The organism is Microcella frigidaquae, assembly GCF_014200395.1.
Lineage (GTDB): Bacteria > Actinomycetota > Actinomycetes > Actinomycetales > Microbacteriaceae > Microcella > Microcella frigidaquae.
In genome coordinates this window covers 2,237,573-2,262,091 of sequence record NZ_JACHBS010000001.1, presented here as the reverse complement: position 1 = coordinate 2,262,091, position 24,519 = coordinate 2,237,573, and the positions used below count along the sequence as shown (strand labels likewise).

Below are 24,519 nucleotides of genomic sequence, written 5' to 3'. Positions count from 1 at the left end.
GCCCCTAGTCGCGCGCCGTCGGCACCGGGACGGGCGTCGCGGCGACGATGCGATCGACGACCTCGTCGACGCTGCGCACCGCCGAGCCGTCGGGATGCTGCGCGCGCGGCACGAGCACCATGCGATGCGAGAGCACGGTCGTCGCGAGGGCGTCGATGTCGTCGGGCAGCACGAAGTCGCGGCCGTCGAGCGCGGCGCGCGCACGGCTCGCGCGCACGAGCTGCAGAGTCGAGCGCGGGCTGGCGCCGAGGCGCAGGGCCGAGTCGTCGCGCGTGGCCTGCACGATCGCGACGGCGTAGCGCTCGACGGCAGGGCTCACGTAGACCTCGCGCACGGTCGCGATCATCCGGCGCAAGCCCGCGACGTCGACGACCGGCTCGACGCGGTCGAGGGGGCTGCCGTGCTCGCGATCGCGCACCATGAGCGCCTCGCTCTCGGCATCGGGGTAGCCGATCGAGATGCGGGCCATGAACCGGTCGCGCTGCGCCTCGGGCAAGGCGTAGGTGCCCTCCATCTCGATGGGGTTCTGCGTCGCGACGACGAGGAAGGGGCTCTCGAGGTGGTGCGTGCGGCCGTCGACCGTGACCTGCTGCTCCTCCATGCACTCGAGCAGCGCCGACTGGGTCTTCGGGCTCGCGCGGTTGATCTCGTCGCCAATCACGATGTGGGCGAAGACCGGACCGGGCGTGAACTCGAAGGTGCCCAGCTGCTGGCGGAAGACGCTGACGCCGGTGATGTCGGCCGGCAGCAGGTCGGGTGTGAACTGGATGCGCGAGACCGTCGCGTCAACACAGCGGGCCAGGGCCCGGGCGAGCATTGTCTTGCCGACGCCGGGCACGTCCTCGATGAGCAGGTGGCCTTCGGCCAGGAGGACCGTGAGCGCCGCATCCACCGCGTCGGGCTTGCCGTCGAGAACGCTGTTCATCGCCCGGCGGATGCCCGCGCCGAGCTCGGCGAACTCCTCGGCGCTCAGCGCGGAGTCAGGAGTGGCCGCGGACGTCGTCGTCATGCTCATTCCTCGACTCTTGCACGGTCTTCCGGAGCGCGAGCCGAGAATCCCGCCTCGTACCCCTCCTGCCGGGCCTCGGCGGTGCCGAGGGAGAAGAGATCATCCTCGGGCCGGCGGATGAGCGCCCGGGCCCCGGGAGCTTGGTCGTCGAGCAGCCGGGCGAGGCCGCGCACGACCGCCACGGGCACCCCGGAGGTCTTGCCCTTGACGAGGTCGGCGGCCGCGGCGATCTCGTCGCCGACCGCGGGCGCGGTGACCTCGAGCAGCTTGCCGGTCGCGTCGTAGGTGCCGCGGAGGTCGTCGAGCAGCCGCACGCCGCTCGCGCCGATGACGATGTCGGTCTGGCCTTCGCGCCACGCGCGGCCCGCCGTGTCGGTGACGACAACACCGATCGGCGCGCCGACAGCGCCCTCGACCGCAGCACGGATCGCGGCGGCGCTCGCGTCGGGGTCGAGCGGTAGCAGCAGCACCGTGCCCTCGACGGTGTTGCTGGCGTCGACCCCCGCAGCGGCCATGACGAGACCGAGGCGGTTCTCGACGATGCGCGTCGTGCCGCCGTCGGCGCGAACGCGCGTCGCGACGACCCGCACGGTCTCATCGGTGATCGCCTGCTCGCGGTCGGTCGCGTGCACGATGCGCCCCTCGGCCTTGCTGACGATCTTGCTGGTCACCGCGAGAATGTCGCCCGGCTGGACCCCAGCATCGCGCGCCGCCCCGGCGATCAGGGCGGGCAGCGGGTCGCCGGGCCCGATCTCGGGCAGACCCGGGATGCCCCGCACCAGCAGCTCGTCCATCCGCCCATTCTCCCCCGCGAGCGTGTCGTCGTTGTCTTTGAAGGCGACGACACATGGCCGCGTGAGAGGGCGCGAGTGGTCGGCACGATCAGAGGGGGCGCGAGCCGTGAACCGGCACGACACTGACGGTGTCGGCAGCCCGCGCTTTCGCAGTGTGCCTCGTGCGGCATGTGCCGCGGGAGGCACATTGCGAAAGAGGGTCTCTCGGGCCCTGCCGCCCGAGCGGGCGGCGGCGCGGGTCAGGAGGCGGCGACGCTCCGGGTCGTCTTGCCCGCCAGGTGCGGCCCCGCCATGACGGGCTCGTAGCGCGGCCGCTCCCCCGCGGGCACGCAGGTCGGCAGTGCCTCGACGAGGGCGGAGTAGTTCGCATTGTGGAAGAACGGCATGCTCTGGCGGCGCTGGCTCGCGGTGGCAGTCGACCCGGCCGCCGCATCCGGATTCACGACGCGGTGCAGCGTGGAGGTCCAGCGGTCGTTCGTCCAGCGGGCCATGAGGTCGCCGATGTTGATGACGAGGGCACCCTCCGCGGGCGGGATCGGCAGCCAGGCGTCGGTCGCCGCGTCGTGCACCTCGAGCCCGGCGCGGCCGGCCTCCTGCCGCAGGATCGTCAGGGTCCCGTAGTCGGTGTGCGCGCCGGCGCGCAGCTGCCCGGGCTCGGGCGCCTGGGTCTGCTCCGGGTAGTTGATGGCGCGCAGCGCGCTCGGGCTGCGGTCGATGAAACGGGCGAAGAAGTCGGCGGGAAGGTCGAGACCGAGAGCGAACATCCCCATCAGACGGTCGGCCAGGCCGCTCATCGCGGCGTAGTACGCGCTCCAGGCAGTCTGCAGCTCGGGCAGCGCCGCGGGCCAGAGGTTCGCCGTGAAGATCGCGGCCTCGGTCGCGTCGACGGGCGCGTGATCGTGGCGGATGCCCGGCCCCATGTTGAACGACTCCTTCAGGTCGCCCGGGGTGACGTCGCCGCGCGAGGCCGCGAGCGACTCGCTGCGCATCGGGAAGTAGCCGTAGAGCCCGCCGGGCGCGCGCTCGACCGCGAGCTTGTCCTCCAGAGGCAGGTCGAAGAACGCGCGCGCGATGCTCCACGCTGCGTCGGCGACGGCGGAATCGATGCCGTGGTCGACGATCTGGAAGAAGCCGACCGTGCGGAGGGTCTCGTCGAACTCGCGGCCGACGACGGCGGGGTCGCGGTCGATGCTGATGGTCGGGACGGTGATGGCGGAGCTCATGGCGCAACGCTAGCGCCGCCGCGTCAGATCGGCGAGCGCGGCGAAGGTGGCCGCCGCCGTCAGAGAAGCGACACCAGCACCTTGCCGCGCGCGTGGTCGGTGAGCTGGTGGGCGACGGCCTCGGCGATGCGGGCGAGCGGATAGACCTCGTCGATCACGACGCGCAGAGCCCCCTCCCCCAGCCAGTCGGCCAGGCGCTGCAGATCGGCGGTGTCGCGCTTCGCGAGGAACGAGGCGTAGGTGCGCCGCGAGAACCGCGAGACGAGCGCGAGCCACGCCGGGCCGACCACCGGCCCCAGCCACTGCCCGCGCGGTGCCCCGCACGCGATCAGCGTTCCGGTCGGGGTGAGGATGCGCGCCAGGTCGCGCCGCCGTCGGCTTCCGGCGAGCTCGAGCACCAGCTCGAAGCGCGCGATGCCCTCCGTGACCTCGGTCGTCGTGTAGTCGATGACGTCGTCGGCGCCGAGACGCGCGACGAGCTCGACGTTGTGGGTGCTCGTGACCGCGGTGACGTGCGCGCCGAGCAGCTTGGCGAGCTGCACGGCGAAGGTGCCGACGCCGCCGGATGCGCCGACGATGAGCACGCGCGGGCGCATCGGCTCGACCTCGCCGGGGCCCCACGTCGCCGGGCCAGTCAGCCCGCCGCGCCGCAACCCCTGCAGGGCCGTGATGGCGGCGACGCCGACACCGCCGGCATCGAGCAGGGGCAGCCCGTCGGGGACGAGCACGAGACCCTCCTCGCGGACGACGACGCGGTCGCTCCAGGCCGCGCGCCCGAAGCCGGGCACGCGGTCGCCGACTCGAAGTCGAGTGACTCCCGGCCCGATGGCTTCGACGACGCCGGCGAGGTCGGACCCCAAGGCCCGGTTGGCCGGCTTCGGCCTCGGGAGACCGCGGACGATCCGCACCAGGTAGGGCCGGCCGGTGAGCTCGTGGGTGTCGAGCGGGTTGACCGAGCTGGCGGCGACGCGGACGAGCACCTGGCCCCCGGCGGGCAGCGGCGGCTCCGCATCCACGACCCGCAGCTTCTCGGGGCCGCCATAGGAGTCGGCGATGACGGATCTCATGGTGAGCTCGATTCTCGATCAGCGACGGAGGCGGAACGGCGAACCGCCGCGCGGGTTCAGCGTCGGCGGGCGAGCACGACCGGGAGCCAGAGCACGACGAGCAGGCCGATCGTCAGCACGAGGCTCATGATCGCCGCGATCACCACCGCCGCGACGCCCGTCTGCGAGAGCAGCACGAGCACCTGGCCGACGATCGACACCACACGGGCGACCGAGACCACGATCGTGAGGGTCAGCCCGGCGGCGAGCAGAGCTCGGGCGAACCCGAGCGTCAGAGCGCCCGCAATGCCGACCGCGAGGGCGGTGCCGAACCCGCCGAGCAGCGGTGGCGCTACGAGTCCGAGCCCGCTCGCGAGCGCGAGCAGCATCGAACCGCTCGCGAGGTCGACCACGCCGATCGGCAGGGCGAGCGCACGGGCCGTGCGGGCGAGGCGGCCGGGCGCCTGGGACACCGCTTCGGGGTCGGAAGGCTCTGCGGGCATCACCCCGCCACAGTAACGAATCGGTCACCATCTGCGACACGCCCGGGATGCACGGTTGCGCGACCGGTCCGTGGGCGGCTAGGTTTCTCGGGCGCCGAACAAGGAAAGGAGGCCGAGCGTGTTCACCATCACCCTGGGGATGATCCCCACCACCGCCGGCTTCGTCGGCGTCCTCACCGCCTGATCGGGTCGCAGCGCCGCTGACGCCACCCGCTCATCCGGTGGCGACGCTCTCGAAGCCCTGCTTCGACGCGCACATTCGTGCGCGCGCCCCCCGAATCACGCTGAGGAGTTCTGTCATGACCACCATCACCCGCGCGGTCACCACCGCGCAGCACCCGCCGAGTCCGGCGGGCGTCCCGCCGCGACCGCGGCCCGTCCCTGGACGGGTCGGGCTCGTCGACCGCATCGCGCTGCGCGTCGGCGTCGCGCTCGTCGCGTGGAGCCGGCGCCCGCGCCTGCTCGACGACCGGGCCGAACGGGAGCGTCGAGCACAGCTCAAGCGCTCGACCGCCCTGCGCGAGCGACAGTGGCAGCGCCGCGCGCTGCTGCTTCTCCCACCGCGCTGATGCGCGGCGGTCGCCCCGTCGGGCGTCGGAGGGCTATCGCCCCCAGGCGCTCGGCGGGGCCTTCACGACCGGCACCTCGGCGTAGGACCAGTGGGCGCCGTTGTTGTACATGCCCGTGGCCCAGCCCGAGAACCAGATGGCGCGCTCGAGCTGCGCCGTCGGCACCGACTTCTCCAGCGCCGCGACGATGCCGCTGTACCGCGGCAGGGTGCGCAGCGCCTCCGCGGCGTTCTCGGCCGCCGACACGAGGCTGACGTAGCGACCGGTGCCGCCGCCCCCGCCGGAGCCCCACCCGTTGTTGAGCGGGTTGTTGCGGTTCCACCAGGTGTTCACGTAGTTCTCCTGGCGCATCCAGCGCGTGAGCACGGTGACGTTGCTGTCGGTCATCGGGAACTCGCCCTTGAGCAGCACCAGCTTCGCCCAGTCGTAGTTCGTTCCGCCGGAGATCAGGGTCTCGTAGCCCGGAGTCGCCGAGTAGGTCGGGCGCTCGATGAGGGGCGCGACCGTCGCGACAGCGTCCGCGGCGGCATCCGACGCGCCCGCGGCGTCAGCGACGACAGAGGGGTCCGCAGTCGGGGCCGGGGCGACGACCAGCGGCTGCGCGTTCGCGGCCGTGTAGGCGGCGAGCAGATCGTCGTCGGAGGGGGTGCTGAAGCCCAGCGTGTTCATGATCAGCAGGCCCGCCACGATCGAGGCGAAGGCGGTGCGGACGGTCGACCACCCGTGTCGGCGGAAGGCCGGACGCGCGTCGGAATGCTGGTGCTTGGGCATGATCGTGGTCCCCCTGGTGGTTCGGCGACCGCCCGTTGTGCGGACGGCGGCGACCCTCCAGAGTACCAGCGGACCCCTCAGAGGGCGCGCAGGCGCGGCGCCAGGTCGCGCTCGAACAGCTCGAGGAACCGCCGCTGGTCGTGCCCGGGAGCGTGGAAGACGAGGTGGTTCATGCCCCAGTCGACGTACTTCTTCACCTCGGCGACCACCGCGTCCGGGTCGCTGCCGACGATCCAGCGCTTCGCGATCTGCTCGATCGGGAGGGCATCGGCGGCCTGCTCCATCTCGATGGGGTCGGTGATGTCGTGCTTCTGCTCCTTGCTGAGCGAGAGGGGCGACCAGAAGCGCGTGTTCTCGAGCGCCGCATCCGCATCGGTGTCGTACGAGATCTTGATCTCGATCATGCGGTCGATCTCATCGAACGCGCGCTCGGCCTTCTCGGCGCCCTCCTTCACGGCGGGGATCAGCTCGTCGACGTACAGCTCGGCACCCTTGCCCGAGGTGCAGATGAAGCCGTCGCCGGCGCGACCGGCGTAGCGGGCGACGAAGGGCCCGCCCGCGGCGATGTACACGGGGATCGGCTGCTCGGGGCGGTCGTAGATCGAGGCGTCGTGGGTCGAGTAGTACTCGCCGCGGAAGTTCACGCGGTCCTCGGTCCAGAGCTGCCGCATGAGGTCGACGCTCTCGCGCAGGCGCGCGAAGCGCTCCTTGAACTCGGGCCACTCCTGATCGCCCGCGCCCGCGAAGCCGGTCGCGATCTCGTTGAGGGCCTCGCCGGTGCCGACGCCGAGGAAGATGCGCCCCGGATACAGGACGCCCATGCTCGCGAACGCCTGGGCGAGCACGGCCGGGTTGTAGCGGAAGGTCGGGGTCATCACCGAGGTTCCGATGCGGATGCGCGACGTGCGCTCGCCGACGGCCGCCATCCACGTCAGCGAGAACGGGGCGTGCCCGCCGGTGTGGCGCCACGGCTGGAAGTGGTCGCTCACGGCGACGCTCTCCATGCCGTGCGCCTCCGCGGCGACGGCGATCTCGACGAGCTCGCGCGGGTCGAACTGCTCGGCCGAGGCCTTGTAGCCGAGGGTGAGGGGTCGCGTCATGAGGGGCCTCCGGTTCGGGATGACGGGCGGAACGGGTCAGTCGGTGAGGGCGGCGCGCAGCTGCTCGATCGAGGCGACGGCGTCCCGGCGCCACTCGGCGAGCTCCTCCTCGCCGGCCTCCTCCCACAGCTCGTACAGCTCGGAGCCGTCGGCACGGACCGCGCGGTCGGCGGCGCGGAGGATCACCTCGTAGGCCTCGTCGTCAAGCTGCGTCGAGAGCAGACGGATGTCGACCTCGTCGAGCGCGGCGGGCGGGTCGATGCGGCCGAGCGCGGCAAGAGCCACCTCGACGAGCGCCAGGGCGACCGAGCCTTCCGGAGCCTCGAGGTAGCCACCGTCGAGGGCCGCGCGCACGTCGTCCAGCTCGAAGGTTCCATCGACGAGCGCGTCGACGGCGTCGAGCGCATCGTCGTTCTCGAACGCTCCGCTGCCCCACGCTCCCATGTCGCCAGCCTAGCCACTGGTGCCGCACCCCAGACCGGTGTTCACTGTGCAGTGCCTGCGCATCGGCGCGGCTCCCGCCCCCTTTCCGAGAAGAGAACCCATGCTCGACGCTCTCACCGACGCCCTGCCCCTCGCCGCCGCGATCGCCCTCAGCCCGCTGGCCGTCGCCTCGGTGGTGCTGATGCTGCTGACGCCGAACGCGAAGGCGGCCACCCTGAGTTTTCTGCTCGGCTTCGCCGGAGCGGTTGCCGCAGTCGCCACGATCGCCTACGTGGTCGCGGCGCTGCTGCCGCACGATGCCGACGACCGGTCGCTGTCGGCACCGTTCGTTCTCATCGGCCTCGGCATCGTCGCGGTCGTGCTCGCGGTGCGGCAGTGGCGCGCACGCCCGACCACCGCGGATGACGGCGCGGCGGCCGTGCCGGAGGTGCCGGGCTGGATGGCCAAGATCGACGGCATGACCCCGGGCAAGGCGGCCGCGCTCGGGGCCTTCATCGGCGGTCTGAAGCCGAAGAACCTCCTGCTGAGCATCGGTGTTGGCGTGACCCTGGAAGCCGCCGACGCGACCGTCGGCGAGGCCGCCATCGCGCTCGCTCTTGTCGTGCTTCTCGGGGCGCTGCCGGTGATCATCCCCGTCATCGTGTCGTTCGTGGCCGGCGACCGCATTCGCGGGCCGCTCGACCGCCTTCGCGCCTGGCTCATCGCGCACAATGCCGCGATGGTCGGAGCGATTCTGCTCCTCATCGGCGTCGTGCTCATCAGCAAGGGGGCCGAGGGGCTCGGCGGGTAGCGGGCGGCGAGCCCGCATCCGACGTCGAATGCGGAGGCGAGCGCCGCGTCAGTCGGTGTTCTGGCTGACCAGGAACTCCGCGACCGCGCGCGGCACGTACGGCGCGACGTCGCCGCCGAGCGCCGCCACCTGCCGCACCAGCGAGCTCGAGACGTGCGCGTGCGCCGGGTCGGTCAGCATGAAGACGGTCTCGATGCCCGCGAGGTTGCGGTTGACGATCGCCATCGGGGTCTCGTATGCCACGTCGACCTGACTGCGCACGCCCTTCACCAGCACGGTCGCCCCCACGTCGGTGCAGTAGTCGACGAGGAGGCCGACGCTCCAGCTGGTGACCAGGATGCTCGAGGGCAGCGCGCGGTCGGCGATGGCCTGCTCGATCAGGGCGACACGCTGCGCGATCGGCAGCATGGCCTGCTTGCCGGGGTTGTGCACCACGACGACGTGCACGGCGTCGAAGACGCCCGCGGCGCGCTCGATGATGTCGAGGTGCCCCAGGGTGACGGGGTCGAACGACCCCGGAACGACAGCGATCCGGCTCATGCTCCCAGCCTACCGACGCGCGGTTACTGGAGTGTTTCGGAGCGGGATGCCGCGTAATCGGCGGTCACGAGGATCGGCAGATGGTCGGAGACCCCCTGCGGCAGCGTCGTGACGCGCGTGATCGACAGCCCGATCGAGGTGGCGAAGTCGAAGTGGCCGCGGAAGAACTTGTAGCGGGTGTAGGTGCGGGCATCGCTGAGGGTCACCTCATGCCCGGTCTCCTGCACGCTCGTGGAGAGGTGGTCCTTGAACACCGGGTAGTTGAAATCGCCCACCATGAGGGTCGGCAGGGTCGGGCCGAAGGTGTCGAGCGCCTCGTGCGCGGCCCGGATCTGCGTGCGCCGCAGCGAGTTCAGCGCGGTGAGCGGCGCGGCGTGGAAGCAGCCGATGACCAGCTCACGATCGTGCAACCGGTCGATGAAGTGCGTGCCCAGCAGGCGCTCGAGCGCGGGCTTGGCGATGATGTCGTGCAGCGACCGCTTGAGCTGGAACGCTCGCGTGCTGAGCGCGTCGAAGCGCTCGCGGTCGTAGTAGATCGCCAGCCCGAGGCGGTTGAGCTTCGTCGCGTCGGCGAGGTGCAGGGGGCCGAGCTCGCGCGGCAGGTCGTCAGTGTCGACCTCCTGCAGGCACAGCAGGTTGGGCGTGTGCGTGGCGACCAGCTGCTCGAGCTCGCCGCGCGCGGCATGCTTGCGCAGGTTGTACGAGATCACTCTCACCCGCACAGTCTCCCCCGAGCGATCGGCCGCCGACGAATCGGCGAGGCGGGTTCGCTAGTTCTTCGCGAGGAAGTCGCGGGCCGAGTCGTCGAGACGGCGCTCGATGGCGGCTTTCAGGGCCGGATGCCCGCTCAGCGCTGCATCCCCCTCGAGCACCCCGGCCGCGGCCGCGCGGGCCGTGCTGATGAGGTCGCCGTCGGTCGCCACCCGCAGCAGCTTGAGGCTCGAACGCCCGCCGCTCTGGGTCGCCCCGAGCACGTCGCCCTCGCGCCGCAGCTCGAGGTCGATCTGCGCGAGCGCGAAGCCGTCGAGCGTTCCCGCCACGGCCTCGACGCGCTCGCGCGCGAGGGTCTCGGGCAGCGCCGCGGTCACGAACAGGCACAGCCCAGGAACCCCGCCGCGACCGACGCGGCCGCGCAGCTGGTGCAGCTGGCTCACCCCGAAGCGGTCGGCGTCGACGACGACCATCGTCGAGGCGTTCGGCACGTCGACGCCGACCTCGATGACGGTCGTCGACACGAGCACGTCGATCTCGCCGCGGGCGAAGGCGCGCATCACCGCATCCTTTTCGTCAGACGACATGCGGCCGTGCAGCGGCTCGATGCGGCGCCCGGCGAGGGCGGGGTGCTGGCGCAGGAGGGGCGTCAGCTCGGCGACGGTGGCGGGCGGTCGGGCGATCGCGTCGACGCCGCTGCCGTCGGGCCCGTCGTCGACCGAGCCGTCGGCCGGACCATCCACCAGGGCGTCGAGGTCGTCCTCGCGCGTGGCCGGGTCGATGGCGGGCACGACGACGAAGCCCTGACGACCCTGCGCGAGCTCCTCGCCCATGCGCTCCCACACGCGGTTCCACCAGCCGGGCTTGTCCGCGAGCGGCACGACGTGGCTGACGATCGGGGTGCGCCCGGCGGGCAGGGTCGCGATGGTCGAGACGTCGAGGTCGCCGAACACCGTCATCGCGACCGTGCGGGGGATCGGCGTGGCGGTGAGCACGAGCACGTGCGGCGGCACCGCACCCTTGCGACGGAGGCTCTCGCGCTGCTCGACCCCGAAGCGGTGCTGCTCGTCGACGACGACGAGACCGAGGTCGGCGAACTGGACTCTGTCCCCCAGCAGGGCGTGGGTGCCGACGACGATGCGGGATGCTCCGCTCGCGATGCTCAGCAGCGCCGCCCGGCGCTCGGGCTGCGACAGCTGCCCGGTGAGCAGCACGGGTCGCAGCCGGGCCGCCCGGTCGGGGCCGAGGGTCGCGACGATCGAGCGCAGGTGCTGGGCGGCCAGCACCTCAGTGGGGGCGAGCAGGGCGCTCTGCCCGCCGCTCTCCGCGACGGTCAGCATGGCCCGCACCGCGACGAGGGTCTTGCCCGAGCCGACTTCCCCCTGCACGAGCCGGTTCATCGGCACGGGGGCGGCCAGGTCGCGCGCGATCTCGTCGCCGACGAGCCGCTGGTCGTCGGTCAGCGTGAAGGGCAGCTCGGCGTCGAAGCCGACGAGCTCGGCGCCGGGCAGGCGCGGAGTGGCGGGCTGCTCGCGCAGGGCGTGTCGCCGCTGCAGCAGTGCCGCCTGCAGCACGAAGGCCTCATGGAAGCGCAGGGTGTCGCGCGCGCGGCGCCACTGCCCGTCGTTCTCGGGCCGGTGGATGTACTGGTACGCCGTCGTGAGCTCGAGCAGGTCGGGGGCGTCGTCGTGCTCCGAGGCGTCGGGCGCCCGCAGCTCGGCCCGCACGCTCGCCGGAACCGGGTCGTCGAGCGCCGGCAGCGTGTCGAGCACCACCCCGATCGCCTTCGCGATCTGCCAGCTCGCCACCGTCGACGTCGCCGGGTAGATCGGAATCGGCTGCATCGCCCACTTCGTCGCCTCGGGGCCGGTGTCGCGCTCATCGCCCGCCTCGAAGAGCTCGTAGTCGGGGTGGGCGAGCTGCCGCGCGCCGCGGTACTCGCCGACTTTGCCGGCGAAGATGCCGCGCACGCCCTTCCTCAGGTCGTTGGCCCGCCACGCCTGGTTGAAGAACGTGAGGGTCAGGATGCCCTGCCCATCGGTGATGCGCACCTCGAGAATGCTTCCGCGCCGCTGGCGCATCGGCCGCTCGGTGACGTCGATGACCTCGGCGACGATCGTCACCGACTCGTCGACGCGCAGCTCGCTGAGCGCGGTCAGCTCGCCGCGGCGGGCGTAGCGCCGGGGATAGTGGGTCAGCAGGTCGCCGACGGTGAGCATCCCGAACGCCTTCTTCAGGGCGTTGGCGCTGCGGTCGCCCAACGCGCTGCTGAGCTTCGCGCTCAGCGGGTCAGGAGGGGCCAGGCTGCTCACGGCGTCAACGCTACTCGCGCCGCCTGACGGCCTCGCGCCGGGGCGCAACGGTGCCCTCTCAGCAGGGCCGACTCGCCGGACGGCGGCGACAGCGAGTGACGCCGCGCCTCTGGCCATCCATCGGTCACTCGTTGCGCACGTTCGCGGGACGGTCCGCAACGAGTGACCGATCGACGCCGTCGAGCGCACCGATCGGTCCCGAATCGCCGTCGAGCGCACGCCGCAGTCCCATTCAGGACCGATCGGGGTCAACCGTGGCACCGAAGCTTGCGGCCTGCGGTCCCGACTCAGTCACGTCGCGCGCGACACGCGCACTCCGGCTCGGCAGGCCGTGGAGTGCGCACGACGGCGCACTAGCGTTAGGGCCGTGACACGCATCATCGCCGGGTTCGCGGGCTCGCTGACGCTGAAGGTTCCGTCGGCGGGCACGCGGCCCACGAGCGACCGCGTGCGCGAGGCGATCTTCAGCGCCCTCGAGGCCCGTGACGCGATCGACGGGATGCGCGTGCTCGACCTCTACGCCGGTTCGGGCGCCCTCGCGCTCGAGGCGATCAGCCGCGGCGCCGCCTCGGCCGTGCTCGTCGAGAAGTCGCACGCGGCGGTGCAGGTGTGCAAGGCCAATGCCGCGCTCGTGCAGGGTCGGGCGGGGCGCGGCGCGAGGCCGAGCATCCAGGTCATCGGCAAGCCCGCGACGTCATACCTCTCGTCGGCGCTCGTCGAGTTCGACCTCGTCTTCATCGACCCGCCGTACGAGGTGGGCGGGCTCGAGCTCGACCACGTGCTCGAGGGGCTCGTGCCCCGTTTGGCTCCGGATGCGGTGGTCGCGCTCGAGCGCTCATCACGCTCCCCGGCTCCGGCCTGGCCGGCCGGGCTCGCGCTCGACAAGGTGTCGCGCTACGGCGAGACCGCGGTCTACTGGCTCGGCCCGGAACCCACTGATTCCGGCACGGCAACGGACTAGCCGGCCTGCCCGCTCCACTCGGCGAACGGGTCCCAGCCACCGCGCTCGTCGAAGACGCGGCCGTCGACGAGCAGCGCGGGCCCGTGGCGGTCGGCCGCGACGACACGGCCGATGATGCGGAAGCCGCCGGGAAGAGCATCCAGCGGCGGCGCCACGTCGGGCGGGAAGGTCGCCAGCAAGGAATGGTCTTCTCCTCCGGTCAGGGCCACCGACGCGGGCGCGGCCGGGTCGAGCCCGTGCGCGAGCGCGACCTCGCGCACCTGCGCGCTCGAGAGATCGATCGAGACACCGCTCGCGCGGGCGATGCGGCGCGCATCGAGCGCCAGGCCGTCGCTCAGGTCGAGCATGGCCGACGCTCCGCCGAGGGCGGCGGCGACGCCGTCCGCGATCGGCGGGTGCGGCGTGAGCTGGGCGGCGAGGGGCACGGGATGCTCGGCGCGCAGCCGAGCCGCGGCATCAGCATCCGGCGCCCCCGTCGCATCGACCGCGCGCTCGAACAGCAGCCGCAGCCCCTCCGCCGCGAGCCCCAGCGAGCCGGAGACGGCGACCCAGTCGCCCGGCCGCGCGCCCGATCGCGTCACCGGCTCGCGATCCTCGAGGTCGCCGAACGCCGTGATGGCGATGGTCAGCACGCTCGACACGCTCAGGTCGCCGCCCACGACCCCGCAGCCGGGCGCGAGCGCCTCGCACGCATCGCGCAGCCCCTCGGCCAGGGCTTCGAGCTTGGCGACGGGGGTCTCGGCGGGCGCGGCGAGCGCCACGACCAGCGCCGTGGGCCGCGCACCCATCGCGGCGACGTCGCTGAGGTTCGTCGCCGCGGCCTTGAAGCCGAGGTCGTGCATGGTCGACCAGGCTGTGCGGAAGTCGGGACCGTGGATCAACATGTCGGTTGTCACGACGTATCGCCCGTCGGGGGCGGCGAGCACCGCGGCATCGTCGCCGGGGCCGAGCACGGTCGCGTCGCTGCCGGGCAGCCGCGGGATGATGCGCGCGAGCGCGGCCAACTCGCCGACCGCGCCGAGGGTGTCGGCGGGCGCGGCAGGGCGAGGGTCGGGGTCGCGCGTCACGGCTCCACGCTAGTCCGGCGCCCGCGCCTGTCGTACTGTCGGGGCATGAGCGAGCCCGAACCCGAGACCCCGTCGAGCCCGTACGGCCCGGCCCCGGGCGGCAAGAGCGACACGAGCACGCCCGCCTCCGCGACGCCCGCCGATCCCACCCCCGCCGCGCCGGCCTGGGTCGAGCGCGGACGGCGGATCCTCCTCGTCGCGGCCGCGGCGGTCGGGGCGCTGGCCATCGCGCTGACGCTGGTCGTCATCGTGCTCGCCGTGCTCGGAATCCGCCCCGGGAACGGCGGCGGGGTCGTCGGCGACGTCGGCGTCGGCCCGCAGGCCTGGCTGAGCGACACGGCGACGATCGCCGCGCCGGTGCTCACGGTGATCGCCCTCAACCTGCTGGTCTGGCGGGCACTGCTGCGCGGGCTCGCGCGGCGCGGCCGCACGGAGGCGGTGGCCCTCGTGGTCATCATCGCGCTGAGCCTCGCCGTGGCCAGCTGGTTCGCCGTCGCCGTCCTGATCTTCTTGTGGTTCATCGCGTTCGGGGTGCTCGGCAACGGGATCGCCTGAGTCGCGCGCGCGGCCCGCTCGCCCGCCGCGCCGATGGTACGGTGTACGAATGACTGATGCTCAGCGGCCCGACGACGCTCCGGAACCGTCTCTCGCCTCGCCGTACGGCCCGGCCGACAGTGAGCGCATCACCCGCGCCCGCCGAACGCTGGGGCGCCTCGCAATCGTGCTGCCGGTCGCGGGCCTCGTGCTCAGCGTCGTCGCCCTCGCGGTGCAGGTCGCGACCGGCGGCGCCTTCGGCATCGATCCGCTCAGCGAGATCGCCGGCTTCACCCTGACCTTCCTCGGCCCGACGCTGCTCGTTCTCGGGCTGCACATGCTGGTCTGGCGCGCGATGGTGCGATCGCTGACGCAGATGGCGCCGACGAACCGCACGGTGACGATCATCGGCGTCGGCGGAATCCTGTCGCTCGCGAGCGTGGTGCTCGTGTTCTGCCTCGTGTTCATCGGGTTCATGCTGCTGTCGCTGCTGTTCTCCGCGACCGACCAGGCGATGTAGCCGGAGCGCCAACGCTCCCAGCCCGCGCCAGCGCGCGGCCCGCTAGCGTGGGAGCGTGACGACCCGATCGGCCTCCGCGCGCGTGCGCTCCGCATCCGCCGCCCTGATGGCGACCGCGGTCGTCGGGCTCGCCGGCTGCGCGGGCACGGTGCCGCTCGAGCCGGGGCCCGAGTCGAACGCCGTCGCCTGCGCCGAGACCATGGTGCGCCTGCCCGACACCGTCGGCGAACTCGACCGGCGCACGACGAACGCCCAGTCGACGGCGGCCTGGGGCGACCCGACGGCCGTCATCTACCGCTGCGGACTCCCCGAGCAGGGACCCAGCGACCTGCCCTGCTTCACCATCGAGGGCGTCGACTGGCTGCTCGACGAGAGCAACGCGCCGCGCTACGTCTTCACGACCTACGGCCGTGCACCGGTGACCGAGATCATCGTCGACGTCACCTACATCGCCGGCGCCGATGCCGTACGCGAGCTCAGCCCGCTGGTCGGGGTACGGGATGCGGCTGCCCGGTGCCTCGTGGCCACCGACGTGTTCGGCGGCGGCACGGTGAACCCGACGCCCACCCCCACTCCCTGACCCGGCTCCAGATCGGCCACCGACGGGCTGATCGCGGAACGGGTACGGCCCGTCCGCCCCAGATCTGGGCCACAGGGGCGCTACGCGCGGGGACCGTCGAGCCCGACGAGCTTGCCGGCGATGCCGCCCGCTGCCCGCAGCGCGGCACCGCCGCCGAAGCCGGCCTGCGGAAAGACCACGCGACGGTCGCGCGCCTCGGTGAGCGCATCGACCAGCACGGTCGCGGCCGGCTGCAGCGAGGCCCACAGGTACAGCGAGAGCGCCCCCGGGATCGAGTTGACCTCGTTGACGAACAGCTCGCCCGTCGACTCGTCGAGCAGCAGGTCGACCCGCACGATCCCCGTCAGGCGCGTCACCTCGGCGACGCGCTCGGCCAGCACGCGAGCGGTCGCCGCGACCGCGTCGGGCACCTGGGCGGGGAACTCGCGGGGGGCGCTCGTGAGCCCCGCATCCGTGCCCGCACCGCCGGCCAGGTACTTCTCGGCGTACGAGTAGAGGGCGCTGCCCGTGTCACCGCGCAACGGCTTCTCGAGGGGAGTGATCTCGAGGGTCGGGAAGGTGCGGAAGGCGATGTTGAGGTCGACCAGCTCCGGGCGGTAGGGCTCGAGCACGGCCCCGGTGCGCAGGTGGACGCTCGTCGCGGCGAGCGCGCGCGCGGCGTCGATGTCGTCGGTGATCTCGATGCCGATCGACGAGCCGCCGAACCGCGGCTTCACGATGTACGGGCCGGCGAAGCTCGGCTCGGCGAGCGTCGACACCGCCTCGCGCGGCAGGCTCGGGATGCCCGCGGCGTGCATGAGGCCGCCGAACGCGAGCTTGTCCATGCCCACAGCGCCCGCGAACAGGGTCGAGCCGGTGGCGGGGATGCCCAGCAGCGAGAACACCGCCGCCGCCCCGCCGCCCTCGCCGACACCGCCGTGCAGGCACAGCAGGGCCGCTTCGATCTCCAGTCGCTCGGCGCCGAAGGTCTTGCGCCGGTAGATGCCGGGCTCCCCCGACACCCGCACCTCGAGCACCGTCGAGCCGGAGGGCGCGCCCTCGAGGTAGTCCTTCGCCTCGGTCGCGGCCGGCACCCGGAACCAGTCGCCGGTGGGCGACCAGTAGATCGGCACCACGTCGTGCCCGGCTGCGGTCAGCACCCGCTCGGCCTGCAGGCCGGTGAGGATCGAGATCTCGTGCTCGGGGCTCGGGCCGCCGAAGACGACGGCCCAGGGGGCGGTGGAAGCCATGGTCACCTCAGGTCGATGGCCGCGGCGGCCGATCAGGGGTAGTGGTCGGGCAGGTCGTTCTCGTAGAGGATAACGCCCCGGTCTCCCGCGGCCTCGACCGCGCGGCGCACGGCCTGCTCGCGGGTAGCGACCGCGACCGCTCCGGGGGCCTCCGCCGTGGCGGTGCTGGCGTAGCCGGCGAGCAGTGCGGCGCGGTTGGTGCGGGCCACGGCCAGCAGCAGTCCGTTCGCCGCCCCGATCGCAGCGCCGAAAGCGCGGTTGCGCTCCACCTGCACGGGGCCGAGCTCGACCATGCCGGGCGTGACGACCACGAGCGGCCCTCCGCGTTCGGCGGCCAGGGATGCCGCACCCTCGAGGGCGCGGAGCGACCCGACCGGATTCGCGTTGTAGGTGTCGTCGATCACGAGCGCGCCACTGGGAGCCTGCTGCACCTCGGCGCGGTGCTGCGAGCCGGGCAGGTCACCGAGCCGCGCCGCGATGCCCGCCACGGGCACCCCCGCGGCGAAGGCGATGCCCGCCGCGACGGCGACGTTGACCGCGTGGCCAGTGCCCGAGACGGTGACCGGCACCGGGGCCGCACCGGGGCCGATCACGATCGTGCCGTCGACCGGGTCGAGCACCACGTCGGCCTCGGTGCCGGCGACGCAGCTGACTGTGATCACGCGCTTGCCCTGCGAGGCGCAGAGGGTGGCATGCCGGGCCAGGCGCGGGTCGTCGATCGGCAGCACGACGGTACCGGCGCGCTCGGTGATCTCGGTCTTGGCGCGCAGAATGACGTCCGTCGACCGCATCCGCTGCAGGTGCGCCTCGCCGATGACGGTGATGGCAGCGATGTCGGGCGGGAAGAACGTCGAGAGTTCGCGGATCTCACCCGGACCGAAGATGCCCATCTCCGCCACGAACACCTCGGTACCGGGAACGAGCTTGTCGTTCACCGCTCGCGAGAGCCCGAGGCGGTTGTTGAACGAGGCCGGGCTGGCGACGGTGGCGAAGGTGCCGCTGAGCAGGTGGGCGACGTAGTTCTTGGTGCTGGTCTTGCCGTACGAGCCGGTGATCGCGACGACGCGCGGGCGCACCTGCGCGAGCCGCTTCTGCGCCGCGGTGACGAAGCGCTGCGATGCGGCCTTCTCGATCGGCGCCATGATGGCGAGCGCCAGGTCGGTGAGCGGGGCGCTGAGCACCAGCACGAGCGCCGGGCCCGCAGTACCGAGCACGAACAGGGCCAGGATGCCCAGAGCCAGGTGCAGCACCGCCCACAGCACGGCCAGCCGCACCAGGCGCGGCGTGAACGCCAGCTTCTTCGACGTGCCGCGCACCGGCATGCCCCACGGCAGCAGTGCCGTCAGCACGATGGCGACGAGCGCCATCACCTGCAGCCACGAGTACGGCGACAGGGCGGCGGCGACCGTAGCCCCCGCCGCGACGAGCGCGAGCGGACCGGTGAGCGGCTCGCGCCGCACCCACAACCACGCCATCCAGCTGGTCGAGCCGGGCACGTAGTGCTCGCGCTGCGCGACCCGCAGCCAGCGCGCGCCGACCGGCACGGCCGCGATGATCGCCAGCAGCAGGGCCGGGAGGGCGAAAGGGATGACGTACACGGCGATCACGCGGGCTCCTCGGTCTCGGCGATCATGGCCAGCAGCTCCTCCCGCACGGCGAGCTCGAGGTCGCCGCTCAGCAGGTGCCCCGCACCGGGGATGACGCGGAAAGGGGCACCCGCACGCTCGGCGGCGATGCGTCCGGCCTCGGTCGGAGCGGCCGTGTCGTCGGCACCCCACACGAAGCGCAGCGGGAACGTGCTCGCGGCGAGCGCCGCCAGCTCGTCGTCGTAGGTCTCGTTGACGGCGCGCACCATGATGCCGCGCATCACGCCCTGCGCCGCCCGGTAGTCGGCGGAGCCGCGCTGGTCGCGGAGGGCATCCATGCGGGCATCGCTCAGCAGGCCGCGCCGGTTCGCCCAGCGCGCGAGGCGGAAGCCGAGCGGAGGCTGGCTCGCCGGAGCCAGCCGCACGAGCGGCACGCCCGTCAGCACCAGGCCCCGCACCAGCTCAGGACGTCGGAGAGCGAGACGGGCGGCGACACGGCCGCCGAACGAGTGTGCGACGATCACGACGGGGGCGAAAGCCGCGATGGCCTCCGCGACAAGATCGGCGTAGTCCTCGGTGCCCCAGACCGTCTCGGGGGCGGGCGCGGGGCCGAACCCGGGCAGGTGGATGCTCACCGCATCGAGCCCGGAGAGGATCGTGGCGAAGTCGCCGCCGTCACGACCCCAGCCATGCAGAGCGACAACCCGGGGTGGCGTCGCACCGTGCTTCTCGGCGAGCACGCGGCCGCCGGCAAGGGAGGTGATCACGGGTGCAAGCCTATCGAGAGCGGGCAGGCCGCCTCCGGCTCGCGACGCCGACTACTCTGCCTGCGGCTCGCGACGCCGACTACTCCGCCTGCGGCTCGTCGGAGTCGGTCGCGAGGTGCGGGGCGAGCTCGCGCGGGTCGAGCGTGCCCTCGAGCACCTTCCCGACCTGGGCGACGATGGGCATCGCGACGCCCTTCGACTCGGCCAGCTCGAGCACGGGGCCGACGGAGGCGAGCCCCTCGGCGGTCTGGTTCATCTGCGCGATGACCTGCTCGAAGCCGTAGCCCTGACCCAGCAGCCGGCCGGCCGTGTTGTTGCGCGAGAGCGGGGACTCGCAGGTGGCGATGAGGTCGCCGAGGCCGGCGAGTCCGATCATCGTCTCGGGGCGGGCGCCGAAGGCCACAGCGAAGGCGCTGAGCTCGACGAGCCCGCGCGTGATGATCGACGCCTTGGTGTTCTCGCCGTAGCCGACCCCGTCGGCGATGCCGACCGCGACGGCGATGAGGTTCTTGAGCACGCCGCCGAACTCGGTGCCGACCACGTCGGTGTTCACGAACGAGCGGAAGTAGTCGTTCGAGGCCACCGAGGCGACGGCCACCGCGGTGTCGCGGCTGGCGCTGGCGACGACGGCTGCGGTGGGCTCGCGCTTGGCGATCTCCAGCGCCAGGTTGGGGCCGCTGACGACGGCGATGCGCGCCGGATCGAGGCGGAGTTCTTGCTCGATGACCTCGCTCATGCGCAGGCCGGTGCCGCGCTCGACACCCTTCATGAGGCTGACGACGGGCACGTCGGCGGGCAGGATGTCGCGGATCGAGGCGAGATTGCTGCGCAGGCTCTGGCTCGGAACCGAGAGGTAGACCTGCTCGGCGCCGGCGAGCACGTGCTCGAGCGAGTCGTGGCCCCGCAGGTTGGCGGGAAGGTTGATGCCCGGCAGGTAGCCGGAGTTGCGGTGCGTCTCGGTGATCTCGTGGGCCACCTCGCGCCGGCGCGCCCAGATCACGACATCCGAACCGCCGTCGGCGAGCACCTTCGCGAAGGTCGTGCCCCAGGACCCGGCGCCGAGCACGGCGATGCGCTTCGCTCCGTCGCGGGCGGCGGCCGAGGGCAGGCGCACCGCCTCGGTCAGCGGCGGATGCTCGCTCACAGGCGCCCCGTCTCGCTCTGGCCGTGCTCCGACGGGTCCCACCGCTTGGCCGGCGGCGTCTCGCCGCGGAGGTCGCCGAGCAGTTCGGCGATGGCGTTCATGACGCGCTCGGTGCCGGCGGCGAGGGTCGCCTGGTCGAGCGGACGCCCGGCCAGGTCGCTGAGATCGACGGGGTCGCCGATCTTGCAGTAGAGGTCTTTCCGCGGGAAGAAGCTGATCTTCTTCGAGTATCGGGCCATGATCTGCTGCGTGCCCCAGTGGGCGGCCGGGATGATCGGCACGCCCGCCTGCAGGGCCATGCGCACGGCCCCGCTCTTGCCGCGCATCGGCCACAGGTCGGGGTCGCGGGTGAGACTGCCCTCGGGGTAGATGATGACCGCGAGCTCGCGATCGACGAGCTGCTGCGCCGCCTTGAGCGGAGCATCCGACCGTCCCCGCCCCTCGCGCTCGACCGGGATCTGCCCCGACCAGCGCAGCACGGCCCCGAGCACCGGAACCCGGAAGACGCTCGCCTTGGCGAGGAACCGCGGCACGCGGCCGAGCTTCCACATGTAGCGGCCCATGATGACCGGGTCGATCTCGCTGTAGTGGTTGGGCGCCAGGATGAACGCGCCCGTGCGCGGCAGCTTGTGCCCGTCGACCACGTGGTACCGCGCCATCACGGTCAGGGGCGGCAGCAGGATCGCGGCGATGGTGTGCCAGAGCAACGTCTTCTCTCGACGCCGACGGCGCGGGGCGGGAGTCGACACGGCGGACTGCTCGGCGGGGGTGGCGTCAGGCACGGAGACCAGGGTACTGCCCGGCTCCGCGGACGACCGCGCTAGACGAGCTCGAAGTCGGCGCCGAGCGTCTCGAGCTTGTCGATGAAGAGCTCGTAGCCGCGGCTGATGATGCCGACGTTGCTGATCGTCGAGGTGCCCGTCGCTGCGAGCCCCGCGATGAGGTGGCTGAAGCCGCCCCGCAGATCGGGCACGCGCACCGAGGCGCCGGTGAGCGGCGTGGGGCCCTGGATGACCGCCGCCTGCTCGAGCGGGCGGCGCGGCACCCGACGCGTGATCGAGGCGAGCCCAGACTGGTGCACGACGATGTCGGCGCCCATCTCGTTGAGTGCCTCGGTGAATCCGAAGCGGTTCTCGTACACGGTCTCGTGCACGACCGACTCGCCCTCGGCCTGGGTGAGCGCGACGATGAGGGGCTGCTGCCAGTCGGTCATGAAGCCCGGGTGCACGTCGGTCTCGATCATCACCGGCTTGAGCGGGGTGCCGGGGTGCCAGAAGCGGATGCCGTCCTCCAGCACCTCGAACTCGCCGCCGACCTTCCGGAAGACGTTGAGGAAGGTCATCATCTCCTGCTGGCGTGCACCGCCGACGGTGATGTCGCCCTTCGTGGCGAGTGCCGCAGCGGCCCAGCTCGCGACCTCGTTGCGGTCGAAGATCGCGGTGTGCTGGTAGCCGCGCAACGTCTCGACGCCCTCGATGACGATGACGCGGTTCGGCTCCACCGAGATGATGGCGCCCATCTTCTGCAGGATCGCGATGAGATCCATGATCTCGGGCTCGATCGCGGCGTTCTTGAGCTCGGTCGTGCCCTCGGCCCGAACGGCTGTGAGCAGCACCTGCTCGGTGGCGCCCACGCTCGGGAAGGGCAGCTCGATGAGGGCGCCCTTGAGCTTCTGGGGCGCGGTCAGGTGGATGCCCTCGTGCTTCTTGTCGACCGTGGCCCCGAACGCGCGCAGCGCGTTGAGGTGGAAGTCGATCGGGCGGTCGCCGATGCGGCAGCCGCCGAGGTCGGGGATGAACGCCTCGCCGAGCTGGTGCAGCAGCGGTCCGCAGAACAGGATCGGGATGCGGCTCGAGCCCGCGTGGGCATCAATCTCGGCGAAGTGCGCGCTCACCACGTTGCTCGGGTCGAGCTTGAGGACCCCCGGCTCGAGGGTGGTGATCTCGACACCGTGCGCCTTGAGCAGACCGCTGACCACGTGGACGTCGCTGATCTCGGGCACGCCCTTGAGGATGCTGGGGGTGTCAGCCAGGAGGGAGGCCACCATCGCCTTCGTCACGAGGTTCTTCGCACCCCGGACCTCGATGCGCCCGCGCAGCGGCTTGCCGCCGTGGATCACGATGGTGTCGGAGGTGAGGCCGACGCGAGCGGCGGCCTTCTGCGAGTCCTTGGTGAGCGAATTCATGGGTTGACCTCAGGTGGTGGTGTCGGTCTCGCCCCTCAGCGAGCGGGGAGGGTGGTGGGGCGCCAGGCCTCGCGGCGCGACTCGAAGTCGGTGATGGCCTGCTCGTCGCGCAGCGTCAGGCCGATGTCGTCGAGACCCTCGAGGAGGCGCCAGCGCGTGTAGTCATCAATCTCGAACGGCACCGAGACATTCCCGACGGTGACGGTGCGGGCCTCGAGGTCGACGGTCGCCTCCATGCCCGGGCTCGCCTCGAGCGCGGCCCACAGTCGCTCGACGGTGGGCTCGTCGACGACCCCGGTGAGCAGACCCTGCTTGCCGGCGTTGCCGCGGAAGATGTCGGCGAACTTCGGGCTGATCACGGCCCGGAAGCCGAAGTCGCGCAGGGCCCAGACCGCGTGCTCGCGGCTCGAGCCGGTGCCGAAGTCCGGCCCGGCGATGAGGATGCACGGGTTCGCGTAGGCGGGCTGGTTGAGGATGAACTCCGGGTCCTGCCGCCACGCCGAGAACAGCGCGTCGTCGTATCCGGTCTTCGTGACCCGCTTGAGGAAGACGGCGGGGATGATCTGGTCGGTGTCGACGTTGCTGCGGCGGAACGGCACCGCGACGCCCGTGATCGTGCTGACCTTCTCCATGGTTAGACCGTGGCCCCTTCGATCGAGACGTAGCGGGCATCCACCTCATGGCCATCGGCCACGAGATCGGCGACGCTCGACAGCGTGCCGCGCACAGCGGTGGCGGCGGCAACGAGCGGGCTGACGAGATGCGTGCGCCCGCCCTTGCCCTGCCGGCCCTCGAAGTTGCGGTTGCTCGTCGATGCCGAGCGCTGGCCCGGCTGCAGCTGGTCGGGGTTCATGCCGAGGCACATCGAGCAGCCGGCGAAGCGCCACTCGCCGCCGAACTCCTCGACCACCTTGTCGATGCCCTCGGCCTCGGCCTCGATGCGCACGCGCGCCGAGCCGGGGACCACGATGACGTCGACGCCCTCGGCTTTCTTCTTGCCCTTGATGATCGAGGCGAAGGCGCGCAGGTCGTCGAGCCGGCTGTTCGTGCACGAGCCCATGAAGACCACGTCGACCGGGATCTCCTTCATCGGGGTGCCCGGCGTGAGGTCCATGTACTCGAGCGCGCGCTCAGCCGCGGCCCGCTCGTTCGGGTCGACGATCGTCGCCGGGTCGGGCACCGTCTGGCTGAGCGAGATGCCCTGGCCCGGGTTGGTGCCCCAGGTGACGAAGGGCTCGAGCTCGTTCGCGTCGAGGAACACCTCGGCATCGAACACGGCGTCGTCATCGGTCGCGAGGGTGCGCCAGTATTCGACGGCGGCATCCCAGTCGGCGCCCTGCGGCGCGTGGGCGCGGCCCTTGAGGTACGCGAAGGTGGTCTCGTCGGGCGCGACCATGCCGGCGCGGGCGCCCGCCTCGATCGACATGTTGCAGATCGTCATGCGGCCGTCCATCGACAGCGAGCGGATGGCCGATCCGCGGTACTCGAGCACATAGCCCTGCCCGCCGCCGGTGCCGATCTTCGCGATGACCGCGAGGATGATGTCCTTCGCGGTGACCCCGGGCTTGAGCTCGCCCTCCACGGTGATGGCCATGGTCTTGAACGGCTTGAGCGGCAGGGTCTGCGTGGCGAGCACGTGCTCGACCTCGCTCGTGCCGATGCCGAAGGCCATCGCCCCGAAGGCGCCGTGCGTGCTCGTGTGCGAGTCGCCGCAGACGACCGTGATGCCCGGCATGGTGAGGCCCAGCTGCGGACCGACGACGTGCACGATGCCCTGCTCGATGTCGCCCAGCGAGTGCAGGCGCACCCCGAACTCGGCGCAGTTCGCGCGCAGGGTCTCGATCTGCTTGCGGCTGGTCGGCTCGGCGATCGGCTTGTCGATCGCCAGCGTGGGGGTGTTGTGGTCTTCGGTCGCGATGGTGAGGTCGGGGCGGCGCACGGGGCGGCCGGCCATCCGCAGACCGTCGAAGGCCTGCGGGCTCGTGACCTCGTGCACCAGGTGCAGGTCGATGTAGATGAGGTCGGGCTCGCCGTTCTGGCCCTTGGTCACCACGTGGGCGTCCCACACCTTCTCAGCGAGGGTGCGGGGGCGCGGGGCGGCGGAGGAGCTGTCTGTCATGGGGAAATCACCCTT

Annotated in this window: 26 protein-coding genes; 6 read left to right on the top strand and 20 right to left on the bottom strand. The window is 72.0% G+C overall.

Annotation, left to right across the window (positions count from 1 at the left end; all coding sequences use genetic code 11):
• Positions 1-4: 4 nt before the first annotated feature.
• The 5 genes from BJ959_RS11110 to BJ959_RS11090 all read right to left on the bottom strand — a co-directional run bounded on the left by BJ959_RS11110 (position 5) and on the right by BJ959_RS11090 (position 4,575).
• Positions 5-1,009 (bottom strand): AAA family ATPase, encoded by a 1,005-nt coding sequence (locus tag BJ959_RS11110; protein WP_153981900.1) that lies wholly within the window; start codon positions 1,007-1,009, stop codon positions 5-7.
• Positions 1,010-1,011: 2 nt separating this feature from the next.
• Complete coding sequence (gene cofE / locus BJ959_RS11105; protein ID WP_153981899.1) at positions 1,012-1,803, bottom strand: coenzyme F420-0:L-glutamate ligase; 792 nt, start codon at positions 1,801-1,803, stop codon at positions 1,012-1,014.
• 239 nt (positions 1,804-2,042) lie between these two features.
• On the bottom strand, positions 2,043-3,026 hold the full coding sequence (locus BJ959_RS11100; protein ID WP_153981898.1) for an isopenicillin N synthase family dioxygenase: 984 nt from the start codon (positions 3,024-3,026) through the stop codon (positions 2,043-2,045).
• Between the two features lie 59 nt (positions 3,027-3,085).
• Positions 3,086-4,093: an NAD(P)-dependent alcohol dehydrogenase gene (locus tag BJ959_RS11095; RefSeq protein WP_153981897.1), complete on the bottom strand. Its 1,008-nt coding sequence runs from the start codon at positions 4,091-4,093 to the stop codon at positions 3,086-3,088.
• 56 nt (positions 4,094-4,149) lie between these two features.
• A complete protein-coding gene (locus BJ959_RS11090; protein ID WP_153981896.1) occupies positions 4,150-4,575 on the bottom strand; it encodes a hypothetical protein in 426 nt (141 codons plus the stop codon).
• A gap of 299 nt (positions 4,576-4,874) precedes the next feature.
• Between BJ959_RS11090 and BJ959_RS11085 the strand changes: the two genes are divergently transcribed.
• Entirely contained in the window at positions 4,875-5,144 is a 270-nt protein-coding gene (locus BJ959_RS11085) for a hypothetical protein (protein ID WP_153981895.1), read from the top strand.
• Positions 5,145-5,177: 33 nt separating this feature from the next.
• Here the strand turns inward: BJ959_RS11085 and BJ959_RS11080 are convergent, their stop codons facing one another.
• From BJ959_RS11080 to BJ959_RS11070, 3 genes are all read right to left on the bottom strand, one after another.
• The gene (locus BJ959_RS11080; RefSeq protein WP_153981894.1) at positions 5,178-5,915 is read right to left on the bottom strand and encodes a hypothetical protein; all 738 of its coding nucleotides are present in this window, start codon (positions 5,913-5,915) and stop codon (positions 5,178-5,180) included.
• 77 nt (positions 5,916-5,992) lie between these two features.
• Positions 5,993-7,015, bottom strand: a complete 1,023-nt coding sequence (fgd, locus tag BJ959_RS11075; protein WP_153981893.1) for a glucose-6-phosphate dehydrogenase (coenzyme-F420) — start codon at positions 7,013-7,015, stop codon at positions 5,993-5,995.
• A gap of 36 nt (positions 7,016-7,051) precedes the next feature.
• Positions 7,052-7,459, bottom strand: coding sequence for a DUF4259 domain-containing protein (locus tag BJ959_RS11070; RefSeq protein WP_153981892.1), 408 nt, complete (start codon positions 7,457-7,459; stop codon positions 7,052-7,054).
• Between the two features lie 100 nt (positions 7,460-7,559).
• Between BJ959_RS11070 and BJ959_RS11065 the strand changes: the two genes are divergently transcribed.
• Positions 7,560-8,249, top strand: coding sequence for a GAP family protein (locus BJ959_RS11065; RefSeq protein ID WP_153981891.1), 690 nt, complete (start codon positions 7,560-7,562; stop codon positions 8,247-8,249).
• A gap of 48 nt (positions 8,250-8,297) precedes the next feature.
• Here BJ959_RS11065 and coaD read toward each other — a convergent pair whose 3' ends face one another.
• The 3 genes from coaD to BJ959_RS11050 are packed head-to-tail and all read right to left on the bottom strand — an operon-like array spanning position 8,298 to position 11,719.
• Positions 8,298-8,789: a pantetheine-phosphate adenylyltransferase gene (gene coaD / locus BJ959_RS11060; protein ID WP_153981890.1), complete on the bottom strand. Its 492-nt coding sequence runs from the start codon at positions 8,787-8,789 to the stop codon at positions 8,298-8,300.
• Between the two features lie 23 nt (positions 8,790-8,812).
• Positions 8,813-9,505, bottom strand: coding sequence for an endonuclease/exonuclease/phosphatase family protein (locus BJ959_RS11055; RefSeq protein WP_153981889.1), 693 nt, complete (start codon positions 9,503-9,505; stop codon positions 8,813-8,815).
• Between the two features lie 54 nt (positions 9,506-9,559).
• The gene (locus BJ959_RS11050) at positions 9,560-11,719 is read right to left on the bottom strand and encodes an ATP-dependent DNA helicase RecG (RefSeq protein WP_424960741.1); all 2,160 of its coding nucleotides are present in this window, start codon (positions 11,717-11,719) and stop codon (positions 9,560-9,562) included.
• Positions 11,720-12,179: 460 nt separating this feature from the next.
• Here BJ959_RS11050 and rsmD point away from each other — a divergent pair, with 460 nt between their 5' ends.
• Positions 12,180-12,773 (top strand): 16S rRNA (guanine(966)-N(2))-methyltransferase RsmD, encoded by a 594-nt coding sequence (gene rsmD / locus BJ959_RS11045; protein WP_153981887.1) that lies wholly within the window; start codon positions 12,180-12,182, stop codon positions 12,771-12,773.
• Here rsmD and thiL read toward each other — a convergent pair.
• Positions 12,770-13,840, bottom strand: coding sequence for a thiamine-phosphate kinase (gene thiL / locus BJ959_RS11040; protein ID WP_153981886.1), 1,071 nt, complete (start codon positions 13,838-13,840; stop codon positions 12,770-12,772). The genes rsmD and thiL overlap by 4 nt on opposite strands.
• A gap of 45 nt (positions 13,841-13,885) precedes the next feature.
• On the opposite strand from thiL, the gene BJ959_RS11035 reads away from it, so the two are divergent.
• The 3 genes from BJ959_RS11035 to BJ959_RS11025 are packed head-to-tail and all read left to right on the top strand — an operon-like array spanning position 13,886 to position 15,474.
• Positions 13,886-14,395 (top strand): hypothetical protein, encoded by a 510-nt coding sequence (locus BJ959_RS11035; RefSeq protein ID WP_153981885.1) that lies wholly within the window; start codon positions 13,886-13,888, stop codon positions 14,393-14,395.
• A gap of 49 nt (positions 14,396-14,444) precedes the next feature.
• On the top strand, positions 14,445-14,894 hold the full coding sequence (locus BJ959_RS11030) for a hypothetical protein (protein WP_153981884.1): 450 nt from the start codon (positions 14,445-14,447) through the stop codon (positions 14,892-14,894).
• 55 nt (positions 14,895-14,949) lie between these two features.
• Positions 14,950-15,474 carry a DUF3515 family protein gene (locus BJ959_RS11025; protein WP_153981883.1) on the top strand — a complete coding sequence of 175 codons (525 nt, stop codon included), beginning with the start codon at positions 14,950-14,952 and terminating at the stop codon, positions 15,472-15,474.
• Positions 15,475-15,554: 80 nt separating this feature from the next.
• Here BJ959_RS11025 and BJ959_RS11020 read toward each other — a convergent pair whose 3' ends face one another.
• From BJ959_RS11020 to leuC, 8 genes are all read right to left on the bottom strand, one after another.
• Positions 15,555-16,703: a D-alanine--D-alanine ligase family protein gene (locus BJ959_RS11020; RefSeq protein WP_153981882.1), complete on the bottom strand. Its 1,149-nt coding sequence runs from the start codon at positions 16,701-16,703 to the stop codon at positions 15,555-15,557.
• Positions 16,704-16,735: 32 nt separating this feature from the next.
• Positions 16,736-18,310, bottom strand: coding sequence for a Mur ligase family protein (locus tag BJ959_RS11015; protein WP_153981881.1), 1,575 nt, complete (start codon positions 18,308-18,310; stop codon positions 16,736-16,738).
• Positions 18,307-19,056 carry an alpha/beta fold hydrolase gene (locus BJ959_RS11010; RefSeq protein ID WP_165878978.1) on the bottom strand — a complete coding sequence of 250 codons (750 nt, stop codon included), beginning with the start codon at positions 19,054-19,056 and terminating at the stop codon, positions 18,307-18,309. Before BJ959_RS11010 ends, BJ959_RS11015 begins: the two co-directional genes overlap by 4 nt.
• Positions 19,057-19,135: 79 nt before the next feature.
• Positions 19,136-20,164, bottom strand: coding sequence for an NAD(P)H-dependent glycerol-3-phosphate dehydrogenase (locus BJ959_RS11005; RefSeq protein WP_207949097.1), 1,029 nt, complete (start codon positions 20,162-20,164; stop codon positions 19,136-19,138).
• Positions 20,165-20,196: 32 nt separating this feature from the next.
• Positions 20,197-20,982 carry a lysophospholipid acyltransferase family protein gene (locus tag BJ959_RS11000; RefSeq protein ID WP_341799868.1) on the bottom strand — a complete coding sequence of 262 codons (786 nt, stop codon included), beginning with the start codon at positions 20,980-20,982 and terminating at the stop codon, positions 20,197-20,199.
• Between the two features lie 38 nt (positions 20,983-21,020).
• A complete protein-coding gene (gene murA / locus BJ959_RS10995; protein ID WP_153981878.1) occupies positions 21,021-22,385 on the bottom strand; it encodes a UDP-N-acetylglucosamine 1-carboxyvinyltransferase in 1,365 nt (454 codons plus the stop codon).
• 35 nt (positions 22,386-22,420) lie between these two features.
• Positions 22,421-23,017, bottom strand: a complete 597-nt coding sequence (gene leuD / locus BJ959_RS10990; RefSeq protein WP_153981877.1) for a 3-isopropylmalate dehydratase small subunit — start codon at positions 23,015-23,017, stop codon at positions 22,421-22,423.
• A gap of 2 nt (positions 23,018-23,019) precedes the next feature.
• A complete protein-coding gene (leuC, locus tag BJ959_RS10985; protein WP_153981876.1) occupies positions 23,020-24,504 on the bottom strand; it encodes a 3-isopropylmalate dehydratase large subunit in 1,485 nt (494 codons plus the stop codon).
• Positions 24,505-24,519: the final 15 nt, after the last annotated feature.